General features: G+C 35.1%; 14 protein-coding genes. All 14 read left to right on the forward strand.

Annotated elements, in window-relative coordinates; genetic code table 11:
- The first annotated feature begins 770 nt into the window (after nt 1–770).
- Entirely contained in the window at nt 771–1,064 is a 294-nt protein-coding gene (gene yqfC, locus ACZDYH_RS01865) for a sporulation protein YqfC (RefSeq protein WP_000732269.1), read from the forward strand.
- Between the two features lie 161 nt (nt 1,065–1,225).
- A complete protein-coding gene (gene yqfD, locus ACZDYH_RS01870) occupies nt 1,226–2,425 on the forward strand; it encodes a sporulation protein YqfD (protein ID WP_000792498.1) in 1,200 nt (399 codons plus the stop codon).
- Between the two features lie 3 nt (nt 2,426–2,428).
- Complete coding sequence (locus ACZDYH_RS01875) at nt 2,429–3,388, forward strand: PhoH family protein (protein WP_000840501.1); 960 nt, start codon at nt 2,429–2,431, stop codon at nt 3,386–3,388.
- 194 nt (nt 3,389–3,582) lie between these two features.
- Complete coding sequence (locus ACZDYH_RS01880) at nt 3,583–5,727, forward strand: HD family phosphohydrolase (protein WP_000091509.1); 2,145 nt, start codon at nt 3,583–3,585, stop codon at nt 5,725–5,727.
- Complete coding sequence (gene ybeY, locus ACZDYH_RS01885; RefSeq protein ID WP_000054684.1) at nt 5,724–6,194, forward strand: rRNA maturation RNase YbeY; 471 nt, start codon at nt 5,724–5,726, stop codon at nt 6,192–6,194. Before ACZDYH_RS01880 ends, ybeY begins: the two co-directional genes overlap by 4 nt.
- Nucleotides 6,191–6,544, forward strand: coding sequence for a diacylglycerol kinase family protein (locus tag ACZDYH_RS01890; protein ID WP_000715466.1), 354 nt, complete (start codon nt 6,191–6,193; stop codon nt 6,542–6,544). The genes ybeY and ACZDYH_RS01890 overlap by 4 nt, the downstream gene beginning before the upstream one ends.
- Before the next feature lie 99 nt (nt 6,545–6,643).
- Nucleotides 6,644–7,042 carry a cytidine deaminase gene (locus ACZDYH_RS01895; RefSeq protein ID WP_017673539.1) on the forward strand — a complete coding sequence of 133 codons (399 nt, stop codon included), beginning with the start codon at nt 6,644–6,646 and terminating at the stop codon, nt 7,040–7,042.
- Entirely contained in the window at nt 7,035–7,940 is a 906-nt protein-coding gene (gene era / locus ACZDYH_RS01900; RefSeq protein ID WP_001080230.1) for a GTPase Era, read from the forward strand. Before ACZDYH_RS01895 ends, era begins: the two co-directional genes overlap by 8 nt.
- A gap of 176 nt (nt 7,941–8,116) precedes the next feature.
- Nucleotides 8,117–8,260 carry a YqzL family protein gene (locus ACZDYH_RS01905; protein WP_000883924.1) on the forward strand — a complete coding sequence of 48 codons (144 nt, stop codon included), beginning with the start codon at nt 8,117–8,119 and terminating at the stop codon, nt 8,258–8,260.
- A 33-nt stretch (nt 8,261–8,293) separates the two neighbouring features.
- Nucleotides 8,294–9,040: a DNA repair protein RecO gene (recO, locus tag ACZDYH_RS01910; RefSeq protein ID WP_000487015.1), complete on the forward strand. Its 747-nt coding sequence runs from the start codon at nt 8,294–8,296 to the stop codon at nt 9,038–9,040.
- 107 nt (nt 9,041–9,147) lie between these two features.
- Nucleotides 9,148–9,780, forward strand: coding sequence for a transcriptional regulator CcpN (gene ccpN, locus ACZDYH_RS01915; protein WP_000583756.1), 633 nt, complete (start codon nt 9,148–9,150; stop codon nt 9,778–9,780).
- Nucleotides 9,781–9,809: 29 nt separating this feature from the next.
- The gene (locus tag ACZDYH_RS01920; RefSeq protein WP_000368944.1) at nt 9,810–10,622 is read left to right on the forward strand and encodes a pyruvate, water dikinase regulatory protein; all 813 of its coding nucleotides are present in this window, start codon (nt 9,810–9,812) and stop codon (nt 10,620–10,622) included.
- A gap of 635 nt (nt 10,623–11,257) precedes the next feature.
- Nucleotides 11,258–11,401, forward strand: coding sequence for a hypothetical protein (locus tag ACZDYH_RS01925; RefSeq protein ID WP_000479733.1), 144 nt, complete (start codon nt 11,258–11,260; stop codon nt 11,399–11,401).
- 81 nt (nt 11,402–11,482) lie between these two features.
- Nucleotides 11,483–13,279 carry a DNA primase gene (gene dnaG, locus ACZDYH_RS01930; protein ID WP_000528223.1) on the forward strand — a complete coding sequence of 599 codons (1,797 nt, stop codon included), beginning with the start codon at nt 11,483–11,485 and terminating at the stop codon, nt 13,277–13,279.
- Nucleotides 13,280–13,284 lie beyond the last annotated feature (5 nt).

Genomic DNA, 13,284 nt, shown 5'->3' on the forward strand with positions numbered 1-13,284 from the left:
CCCCTCTAGTTAAAGTTTCAATTTATTATTTCCTTGTATAATTCCGATTCTACACCTATTCTTACTTCCTTGACTAAAACTTCTTTCGCGAATAAAAGCTAAGTACCGAGCCTTCTGAAACTCAGATTGAAGTTTTATAGCTTGCTCTTCAGCATAATCCTCAAAGGTAACGAAAGAGATTCTAACTATTTTAGATTTTGCATCAGTTGCATAAAATGGCTGGATATTACTGTCGGTAACTTGTTTTATAACATTCAAAACTTCTTGACCAAAGCCGATTTCCTTTCGTATTTCCTCATTTATTAATTCATTTTTTAATGAACCCTAATATTTTTTGAAATTCATATAACAACCACCTATAAAATATTCTTACTTACACCGCAAAATTCAGAGTGGAGCAATTTCCTTTTTCGGATTTTATCTCATTTGTCTAATGAATGACAACTACTTATTCTATGGTCAGTATGTCACGTCCAGAACGAATTGTAACAGGTTTTTTCAAGTTTCCAACTTCTTGCTAGGCTCAATTTCTTAATGTAACTTGTACTGATATCCTGTAGGGGCGCATATTCTTGTATTAATACTTCTATTATTAAAGGTAACATCCTCTGATCCATCATTGTCCTGACAAATATGATTTCATATAGCGACTGTTTTAATTAACATGATATGAACTCTTGCAGAATATAGTTATGTTAGTGAAGTCGTTATAACACGATAGGCACTTGTGAAGAAATACATATATATGGGATGAGAGGGGGTCTTTCGAGATGAAGAAATTAGAACAAATGAAAAATTGGTTGACAAAACAAGTAGACCTACCAGTGGATGTATTAATGGATCTACCTCGGATTACTCTTGTTGGGCAAATACATATTTATATAGAAAATCATCGGGGGTTATTAGTGTTTTCAGATAAAGAAGTGCGATTGCTTTTAAAACACGGTCAATTATTAATTAAAGGACAATCCTTTGTTATTAAAACGATTCTTCCAGAAGAGCTTTTACTCGAGGGGATAATTGAGCAAGTAACATTTTTAGAAAATGAAAAAAAAGGTGATTGAAGTGAAACTTCCATTTGTGAAGTTTTTCTTCTTTATCCTGTAAAAGTTCCGTTGATAGAGACTGATTACAGTTTTACTCTGTTTTATTTTAGTACGAGCTATTTTAATGCTTCAAATAAAAAGTAGTATATCTACTTTTAGAAAGGTAGTGAAGGTGGTAAATGAAAAATAAATGGTTTATAAAGTGGCTTGGATATGTAAAAGTGCGAATTGAAGGTAGAGGAGCGGAACGGTTTGTTAATGAATGTGTACGGAGGAATTTATTAGTTTGGGATGTTAAAAAGATAGCTGATGAAACGTTAGTTTTTTGTATGTTGTTACGCGATGTGAAAAAAATAAAACCAATTTATAGAAAAAATGAATGTAAATTATATTTTATTGGACGTTATGGTTTTCCTTTTTGGAATAAACGTTTAATTAAAAACAGTGGATTTTTAATTGGTTTTTTAATTTTCTTTTTTGGTGTGATTGCAATGTCAAATATGGTTTGGAAAATTGAAATTACAGGAGCTAAACCTGAAACAGAATATATATTGATGAAAGAATTGGATAAAATGGGTATTAAAAAAGGGAAACTACAATTTCAAATGCCGAATGTAGAAGATGTGCAACGCCATTTGACAGATAATATTAATGCCATTACTTGGGCGGGACTAGAAGTAAGGGGAACGACTTATCATTTTAAAATTGTTGAAAAAAACGAACCGAAGAAAGAAAAGGAACAAAGGCCACAAAATTTAGTAGCAAAAAAAGAAGCGATTATTACAAAAACGTTTGTAGAAGTTGGAAAGCCGGTTGTACTGAAAAATGATCATGTAGAAAAAGGACAGATTCTCGTATCGGGAATATATGGTAATGAGGAAAGTCCGACGATTGTTTCAGCGAAAGGTATTGTATATGGCGAAACGTGGTATACATCTAAGGTGGATGTCCCGTTAAAGACGCAATTCCAAGTGTATACTGGTAATGTATACAATGAACATTTTCTTAAATTCGGGGATACGAAAATAAAAATATGGGGATTTCAGCATGATAAGTATAAACGCTCTCGTACTGAAAGTGTAAAGCATGATGTGAAATTATTTGGTTTTACACTGCCGATTGCATATGAAAAAGATGTTGTGAGAGAAGAAGAAGAAGCGAATCGAGAATATACAGAAAAGCAAGCGCTGAAAGTAGCGAAGGAGATGGCCGAAAAAGAACTAAAGAAAAAATTGGATGAACATGCTATGATTGTAAGTGATAAGATTTTGAGTAAAGAGGTTGAGGCGGATCAACTAAAAGTCACATTGCATTATACTGTGGTTGAAAATATTGCAGAGCCACAACCAATATCCGAATCCGATATTCAAGGAGACTGAGTAATGGCAGAACAATTAGTAGAAATGAACCAACAATTGGAAAATGCTAACGAAGCAATCGCTCTTTTTGGAGTTAATGATGCGCATTTAAAAGTAATTGAACGAGAACTGAATGTATCGATCGTAACTAGAGGAGAAACTGTTCATGTATCTGGGGCAGTTGAAACGGTGGCACTCGTAGAAAAAATCTTACAGCAATTACTTGTTGTAATTCGTAAAAGTATATCAATTTCAGAGAGAGATGTTGCGTATGCGATTCAGCTTGCACAACAAGGGAAAATTGCTCAATTTGAAGAGTTATATGAGGAAGAAATTTTCAAGACTGCAAAAGGTAAATCCATTCGTGTAAAAACAATGGGGCAAAGAAGATATATTCATGCGATGAAGAAGAATGATATTGTCTTTGGGATAGGGCCTGCAGGAACTGGAAAAACATATTTAGCTGTAGTAATGGCTGTGAGGGCTTTAAAACAAGGATATGTAAAGAAAATTATTTTAACAAGACCTGCTGTAGAAGCTGGAGAAAATTTAGGTTTTTTACCAGGGGATTTGAAAGAGAAGGTAGATCCATACTTACGCCCGTTATATGATGCTTTACATGATATTCTTGGACAAGAATATACGCAGCGTATGATGGAGCGAGGAGTAATTGAAATAGCTCCGCTTGCTTATATGAGGGGGCGTACGCTTGATGATTCATTTGTTATTTTAGATGAGGCTCAAAATACAACGGGTGCTCAAATAAAAATGTTTTTAACAAGATTAGGTTTTAGTTCTAAAATGGTTATTACAGGGGACCCTTCACAAGTAGACTTGCCAAAAGGGGTAAAATCAGGGCTATCTATAGCTGCTAATATTTTATCTGGTGTATCAGGTCTGTCATTTATTACATTAGAACAAACGGACGTTGTGAGACATCCATTGGTGCAACGTATTATTGAGGCATATGATAAAATGGAATGATCCTATTTGTCAGGATCATTTCTTTTTGTATGATAAGGTTGGCGAACGTCATATTTTTTACTATCATGAAAGATAAGGAAAATAAACTATTGGTACTAGTGTATAAAATATTGCCTCAAAGTATCGTTTGGTAGAAGAAATGAAAGCTATAAATAGTTTCACTTTATTTCTGGAGAGGAGAAGGTATTGAAATCATGTCAAGATCTCAAGAAATTTCTAAGTGGTTTCGTAATTTACAACATTCGAAAAAACTAAGTTGGATTTCTTACGTTGTGTTAGGAGCAGTGCTGTTTTTTGCGCTTATGAATAATGTAAAACCAGAACAATTAGATGTTAATATGTATTCTATTGCGAAAAAGACAATCCATTCTCCTATAAAAATTGAAGATAAAGTTACAACGGATAAAAAGAAAAAAGAAGCCGCTACAAAAGTTGAAGATCAATATACATATAAAAGTGAGTATAAACAAAACAAAGTTGATATTGTGAATGACGTCTTTGCTAAAGTGGATGAAGTGGTGCAAGAGATTAAAGCTGTTGGACCGGATGATCAAAAAAAGATGACTGATGCTGAGAAAGTGGACAAGTTAAAAAAGAAACTACCCGCTGACTTAACGAAAGAGTTATCTGATTCAAACTTACTGAATTTGATTAATGCAGATCCGAGCCAATTAGTATTAGCGAAAGATGCTGCGGTCACAGCGATTAATAGTATCATGACTGAGCATATTAAAATGGACGAATTGAAAGATGCGAAAGAACGATATGTAAGTGAGATGAATAGTGTTAATGTTGATAATGGTTTAAAAGAATCAATTAAGGCGCTAGGAAGATATGCAATTTCAGCTAACTATTTTTATGACCCAATCTTAACGAAAGAGAAGAGAAAAGCAGAGGAAGATTTAGTTCCACCTGTTTATATTCTTCAAGGACAAGTTCTTGTTAGAGAAGGTGAAACAATTTCAAGTGATGTGTATAATCAGTTGAAATTAGTTGGTTTGTTAGAAAAAGGGAACGGTTTTCAACCTTATGTTGGATTAGCGGTACTCATTGGTGTGTTACTATACTTTATGCATAAACAATTTGAATTATTTTTAAAGAGAAAAAGAGAAGATAGACCGTATGTTTTAGCGTATATTACAATTTTGTCTATCACAATCGTCTTAATGAAAATCATTAGTTTGTTTCAAAAACTTGAATACGCAGGGATTGCATATGTTGTCCCAGTTGCGATGGGAACAATACTTGTAAAACTAATGATTGGTGATCGATTTGTCTTTTTAACGAGTATGATTTTTTCTGTATGCGGAAGTATTATGTTTAATGAAGGAGTAACGAGTACATTAAATTATAGTGTAGGGATTTACGTATTGTTAAGTTCGTTATCGGTTAGTATTTTCTTGCGAGAAAAAAATCGTCGTACAATGATTTTACAAGCTGGTATACTCGTTTCTGTATTAAATGTAGTCGTATTGGCGGCGCTCTTATTATTACGTAATGGGAATTTTTCGCCTCTTGAAATTGGTACGCAATTATTAATGGCTTCACTTTCAGGGATTATATCATCCGTTTTGGCTATGGGGATTTTACCATATTTAGAAAGTGGACTTGGAATCGTATCAAGTATGAAGCTTATGGAATTATCAAGCCCAAATCATCCACTTTTACGCAGAATTTTGTTAGAAGCGCCAGGGACATATCATCATAGTGTAATGGTAGCGAATCTTTCTGAGGCTGCTTGTGAAGCAGTCGGGGCAAATGGTGTATTAGCGCGTGTAGGGGCATATTATCATGATGTAGGAAAAACAGTACAACCGCAATTCTTTATTGAAAACCAAATGGGAATTGAAAACCCGCATGATAAATTAGATCCTGTAACAAGTAAAGATATTATAATTGCTCACGTAACGGATGGAGTAAGAATGCTCGAAGAATATCATATTCCACAAGAAATTATTGATATCGCTGGGCAACATCACGGTACAACGTTACTGAAATATTTTTATTATAAAGCTATTAAAGAAGATAAAGAAAAATATACAGAAGAGATGTTCCGTTATCCAGGTTCAAAAGCAACTTCGAAAGAATCGGCAATTGTTGGTATTGCTGATAGTGTAGAAGCTGCGGTACGTTCTATGAATCACCCAACGCCAGAACAAATTAATAATTTGGTGCAAAGTATTATTAAAGATCGACTGCAAGACGGTCAATTTAGTGAATGTGATTTGACGTTTAAGGAACTACAAATCGTTGGAAAAACGTTGTGTGAAACGTTAAATGGTATTTTCCATTCGCGTATTACATATCCGGAACCTCCGGAAGAAAAGGAGAAAGAATGAGTTTGTTAATTGATTTTATTGATGAAACAGAAGAAGTAAAAGAAGAGTATATGAGTTTAATTCGTGAAGTGTTAGAAAAAGCAGCTCAAATGGAAAATATCGAGGATGGTGCGGAGGTATCGGTGACATTTGTAGATAATGAGCGCATTAGAGAAATTAATCGTGATTACCGAGATAAAGATCAACCTACAGATGTAATATCCTTTGCCATGGAAGAGATGGGAGAAGGAGAAATGGAGATTGTTGGTGCAGAGATGCCGCGCATGTTAGGGGATCTTATTATCTCTATTCCAAGGGCGAAAGAGCAAGCTGAAGAGTACGGACATTCTTTCGATCGTGAACTTGGATTTTTGGCGTTACATGGCTTTTTACATTTACTTGGTTATGATCACATGACAGAAGAAGATGAAAAAGAAATGTTCGGAAGACAAAAAGAAATTTTAGAAGCTTTTGGATTAGGACGATGAAAAAAGGAAAACTTATAGATAGTTTTGGATATGCTATAGCTGGTATATTCTTTTGTTTTCGTCATGAACGAAATATGAAAATCCATTATTTAGCCGCAGTCATTGTTATATGCTGCGGCTTTTATTTCCATATTACGAAAATAGAGTGGATGATATTACTTGTTGTAATAGGGAGTGTAATGAGTTTAGAGATGGTAAATACGGCTGTGGAAAAAACGGTAGATTTAGCGACTGCCGATATTCATCCGTTTGCAAAAATTGCAAAGGATGTTGCGGCAGGAGCGGTTTTATTGTTTGCAATTATAGCTGTTATAATTGGTGCTATTATCTTTTTACCGTATATGGTATAGTTGCATTCCGAAGCTTTTATTAAGCTTTGGAAGTGCTGTAAGGGCCTTTAATGAGAGAGTGTATCTCTTCATAGCTGTGAACAGGAAGGATGCGGGAATATGAATAGTAAACAATTAATTCTAGAAGCAATCGAAGCGCGTAAACAAGCGTACGTACCATATTCTAAATTTCAAGTAGGTGCAGCATTATTAACGCGCGGTGGAAAAGTATATCGTGGATGTAATGTTGAGAATGCATCATATGGCTTATGTAATTGTGCTGAAAGAACAGCTTTATTTAAGGCGGTTTCTGAAGGAGATAACGAATTTGTAGCCATTGCGGTTGTAGCAGATACAAAGCGCCCAGTACCTCCTTGTGGAGCATGTCGACAAGTTATGGTAGAATTATGTAAACAGGATACGAAAGTATACTTATCAAACTTACATGGTGACGTTCAGGAGACGACAGTCGGAGAATTGTTACCAGGAGCATTTTTAGCGGAGGATTTACATGAATAGAAAAGGTTATAAATCAGGTTTTGTCTCTATTATTGGCAGACCGAATGTTGGAAAATCTACATTTTTAAACCGTATTATTGGCCAGAAAATTGCTATTATGAGTGATAAGCCACAAACGACTCGTAATAAAATTCAAGGTGTATATACAGAAAATGATGCACAAGTTATTTTCATTGATACACCAGGAATACATAAACCTAAACATAAATTAGGCGACTTCATGGTAAAGATGGCTCAAACGACATTAAAAGAAGTTGATATTGTTCTGTTTATGGTTAATGCAGTTGAAGGATTTGGTCGTGGTGAGGAATTCATCATTGAGAAATTAAAAGAAACGAAACAACCAGTATTTTTAGTCATTAATAAAATTGACCAACTTCATCCAGAGCAATTACTAGAGTTAATTGATCAATATCGTAAACTACATGAATTTGCAGAGATTGTACCAATTTCTGCGTTAGACGGTAATAATGTGGACGCTTTAATTGGAACAATTAAAAAGTATTTACCAGAAGGACCACAATACTATCCAGAGAATCAAGTAACGGATCATCCGGAGAGATTTATTATTGCAGAGCTTATTCGTGAGAAAGTACTACATTTAACACGTGAAGAAGTGCCGCATTCTGTGGCTGTTGTTATCGATGCGATTCAAAAGCGTGAGGGCGGGGCAGTTTATATAAATGCAACGATTGTTGTTGAACGTGCATCACAAAAAGGAATCATCATCGGAAAACAAGGGAAAATGTTAAAAGAAGTTGGTAAGCGAGCTCGTTTTGATATTGAAGCGCTACTTGGTTCTAAAGTATTTTTAGAAGTATGGGTAAAAGTGCAAAAAGATTGGCGTAATAAAATGTCTCAGCTTCGTGACCTAGGTTTCCGCGAGGATGAGTACTAAAATAGAGTAAAGTTGTAATCAGTGGATGGTTGGTTCATCCACTGATTATTGGTTTTTATGAACTTTGATAAATTAGGAAAAATTTTTCTCACATGAAAATGGACAAAATGGGTCAATTTAATAACAACAAAGGAAATTGGTTTATAGGCTACGCTTATTGAGAAAGGTGGATTCTTATGCTAGATTTTACCTGGAAGTTTTTCTCCAAAACAGGAAGTATTGAAACGTACTTGCTTTTGAAAGAAATGGAAAAAGACGTAAACGATGAGATGGATCAACATGAAGAGGAGCTAGCGCATCTAGACTCTCCAATTTCTTGACCCGTTTTGTTCAAACCTTGGATGGTGACGAACATGTTTCAAAAAGTTGAGGGCATCGTTATCCGTACGACAGATTACGGAGAAACGAACAAAATTGTTACAATATTCTCAAGAGAACTTGGTAAGGTAAGTGCAATGGCAAGAGGGTCAAAAAAACCGAAAAGCCGATTAGCATCTGTGTCGCAATTAATGACACATGGCCATTTTCTAATTCAAATGGGATCTGGGCTTGGAACATTGCAACAAGGCGAGATTATTTCAACTATGAAAGAAATTCGCGAGGATATATTTTTAACTGCTTATGCATCATTTATTGTTGAGTTAACTGATAAAGCAACAGAAGATAAAAAACATAATCCGTATTTATTTGAAATGTTATATCAAACGTTGCATTATATGTGTGAGGGTGTTGATCCAGAAGTATTATCATTAATTTATCAAACGAAAATGCTTCCGGTATTAGGGATGCGCCCGTACTTTGATACATGTGCGATTTGTCATCAAGAAACAGACTTTGTCGCCTTCTCCGTAAGGGAAGGCGGTTTTCTGTGCTCACGTCATGCAGAGCAAGACCCATATCGTATACCGGTAGGAGAAGCTGTTCATAAATTATTACGCCTTTTCTTCCATTTCGATTTACATAGGCTCGGAAATGTATCGGTAAAGGATAGCACAAAAAAACAAATGCGTTTAGTATTGAATACATATTATGATGAATATTGCGGAATTTATTTGAAATCAAGACGTTTTTTAGAACAACTTGATAAGTTTCAAATATAATTTTGGGCCGTATACGGTCCTTTTTACATACTTTCTTTTTCGAATAGCATATTTAGTATATAATATTTAAGAGATAGTATAACTTTTTTCGTTGTGCATTAAAGGTGGTGATTATCATAGAGCTGAATAAACGGCAAGAACATATCATTCAGATTGTAAAAGATCACGGTCCTATTACAGGGGAATCAATTGCAGCGCAATTGGGTCTAACACGTGCGACGCTAAGACCAGACTTAGCAATTTTAACGATGGCTGGTTATTTAGAAGCACGTCCACGCGTAGGTTATTTTTATACGGGTAAAACTGGGGGGCAGCTATTATCTGAAGCTGTTAAGAAAATTAAAGTACAAGATTATCAATCTAGACCGGTTGTAATTGATAAAAATGTTTCCGTATACGATGCAATTTGTACGATGTTTTTAGAGGACGTTGGTACATTGTTCGTTGTAGATCAGATGACTCTATTAGTTGGTGTTGTGTCTCGTAAAGATTTATTAAGAGCGAGCTTAGGAAAGCAGGATTTAACCTCTCTTCCGGTTAATATTATCATGACAAGGATGCCAAACATTGCGATGTGTCGTAGAGAGGATTCTTTATATGATATTGCGATGGAATTAATAGAAAGACAGATTGATGCAATGCCAGTTGTAAAAGATACGAAACAAGGTTTAGAAGTGATTGGGCGAATTACAAAAACAAATATTACACGTGCGTTTGTAAATTTAGTAAATAACGAATAAGTGTAATTTGTTTAAAGTGAGGTAATGTAATGGATAATAAAATCGTATATGTCGTATCTGACTCTGTAGGAGAAACGGCTGATTTGGTTGTTCGAGCAGCAATGGGGCAATTCCCGTTTGCTCCTGATATTAGACGTGTACCGTATGTAGAAGATACAGGGACATTAAAAGAAGTGATTTCGATTGCTAAGAGTAATCAAGCACTTATATGTTTTACGTTAGTTAAGCCTGATATGCGCCAGTATTTAGTAACAGAGGCTGCAAAAGAAGGGGTAGAGGCATACGATATTATCGGCCCTCTTATTGATCAAATTGAAGAAATTACGGGGCAAGTGCCGAGATATGAGCCAGGTGTTGTCCGTAGGTTAGATGAAGAATACTTTAAAAAGATTGAAGCGATTGAGTTTGCTGTGAAGTATGATGACGGCAGAGATGCACGAGGTATTTTAAAAGCAGATATCGTGTTGATTGGTGTTTCGCGTACATCAAAAACACCACTTTCCCAATATTTAGCTCATAACAAACGCTTGAAAGTTGCGAATGTACCACTCGTGCCAGAAGTTGACCCACCTGAAGAACTATATCAAGTGGCAAAAGAAAAATGTTTCGGTTTGAAAATTACGCCAGATAAGTTAAATCATATTCGAAAAGAACGATTAAAATCACTTGGATTAAGTGATGGAGCAACATATGCAAATATTAATCGTATTCAAGAAGAAATTGATCACTTTGAGGAAGTAATTAGTAAAATAAATTGCCAAGTAATCGATGTATCGAATAAAGCGATTGAAGAAACAGCAAATATTATTGTGAATGCAGTGCAAAACCAAAAAATGTTTTAGCACATTTACCAAAGGTGAATGTGCTTTTTTCGCTCATGTGAAATATGATACCTATGGATTTTGTAATAGATTGTAGTGTAATGGTTATACTTATACTCCTTTGTCTTTTAGTATATTCAAGGTGTGAGTTTGTCATCCTGAAATGTAAGATGAAAAAATAAAGGGATATGTAGCGTAGTTGAAGAAAATATATTATAATAAAAAATTGTGATAAAAACCTATATTTTACGTTTAGACTTTAATTTTTCAGAATAAACTAGGGATAGGATTTACGAAAAAGACATGTAATTACGTTAAATCGACAAAATCTATACAAGAAAACGCACATTATGGAAGGATTCACAGAAGGGATGTAGAATACAGAAATATGCAAAACATCAACAACATATTAGTTGGTGTAGATGTATATCCCGTGAAGGCTGAAATTGTGCAAGTTGGAGCGGAATTTCATGTCGGAATTTTGTTTGTCGCATCATATGCTCATCCTTTAAGGAAATAGCAAGGCAATTGGATCATTGTAGATACTGAACAAAATGGAGTTGATTGTTATATGGATCAACATGAAAAAGTTACAGATCTCAAGATCAAACAGTATATGTGGCTTGCTACTCTTCTTGGAAAAAGGTGTATATGTATTGTTTCTAAGAGATACATTTGTAACAGATGAGCAAATGTATACAATTTTATATAGCAAGTATGTATATGCGATTTATGCAGATAAAGGACCTATAGGAAAGGTTCAAAATCGTTTATACAATGTAATCGGCAACACTTTCTAACAAGTTTAGAAAAATATTGTCGAATTATAAAGGAATTTTTTAATTTATATCGAATACAAAATACGACACGGAGATGGAGTTATGGGGAACAGAATTCCCGAAGAAGTTGTTGAACAGATTCGGACATCATCCGATATTGTAGAAGTCATTGGTGAATACGTTCAACTTAGAAAACAGGGGCGTAACTATTTCGGCCTTTGTCCATTTCATGGTGAGAATTCTCCTTCATTCTCTGTTTCATCTGATAAGCAAATTTTTCATTGCTTCGGATGTGGAGAAGGTGGAAATGTATTTTCCTTTCTAATGAAAATGGAAGGACTGGCGTTTACCGAGGCTGTTCAAAAGCTAGGCGAAAGAAATGGAATTGCGGTTGCAGAGTACACATCAGGACAAGGACAACAAGAAGACATATCTGATGACACTGTCATCATGCAACAAGCTCATGAATTATTGAAAAAGTATTATCATCATTTATTAGTAAATACGGAAGAGGGAAATGAAGCACTTTCATATTTATTAAACCGTGGTATTACGAAAGAGATGATTGAGAAGTTTGAAATTGGTTATGCATCACCTGCTTGGGATGCAGCGACGAAAATTTTACAAAAAAGAGGTTTATCGCTGTCTACTATGGAACAAGCTGGCCTTCTAATAAGAAGTGAGAAGGATGGTAGTCATTATGATCGCTTCCGTGGAAGAGTTATGTTCCCGATCTATACGCTACAAGGTAAGGTGATAGCGTTTAGTGGAAGGGCGTTAGGAGATGACACTCCGAAATATTTAAATAGTCCTGAAACACCGATTTTTCACAAAAGTAAATTGTTGTATAACTTCCACCAAGCAAGACCATTTATTAGAAAGCGTGGGCAAGTGGTTCTTTTCGAAGGATATGCCGATGTACTAGCTGCGGTAAAAAGTGGTGTGGAAGAAGCTGTTGCGACAATGGGAACAGCTTTAACTGAAGAACAAGCAAAACTTCTGCGACGTAACGTTGAAACTGTTGTTCTTTGCTATGATGGTGATAAAGCAGGGCGAGAAGCGACGATGAAAGCAGGGCAATTATTGCTAAAAGTTGGTTGCCAAGTGAAAGTCACATCCTTGCCAGATAAGCTTGATCCTGATGAATATGTGCAACAATATGGGACTACTGCTTTTGAAAATCTTGTGAAATCAAGTGTGAGTTTTGTTGGTTTTAAAATAAATTATTTGCGTTTAGGGAAAAATTTGCAAGATGAGTCTGGCAAAGAAGAATATGTGAAAAGTGTTTTAAAAGAGTTATCGTTGTTACAAGATGCGATGCAGGCAGAGTCATATTTGAAGTCATTATCGCAAGAATTTTCGTATTCAATGGAAACACTTTTGAATCAATTGCACCAATATCGCAAAGAACAAAAGGTACAGCAAAAACAAATAAAGCAGGTTGCTAAACCGTCTCAAGTCGTTCAAACAAAACCGAAGTTAACAGGTTTTGAAAGAGCGGAAAGAGAAATTATTTACCATATGTTGCAAAGTGCAGAAGTAGCTGTTCGTATGGAATCCCATATAGAAGATTTTCATACAGAAGAACATAAAGGGATTTTATATGAACTATACGCATATTATGAAAAGGGAAATGAACCTTCAGTCGGAACATTTTTAAGTTGGCTCTCTGATGAAAAGTTGAAAAATATTATCACTGATATTTCGACGGATGAATTTATTAATCCAGAATACACAGAAGAAGTGTTACAAGGCCATTTGGAGACGCTTAGACGGCATCAGGAAAAACTTGAAAAGATGGAGATCATCTTTAAAGTGAAACAAATGGAAAAAACAGATCCTGTAGAGGCTGCTAAATATTATGTAGCATATTTACAAAATCAAAAAGCGAGAAAATAGCTTTT

This window comes from Bacillus sp. EB V-12, assembly GCF_056158125.1.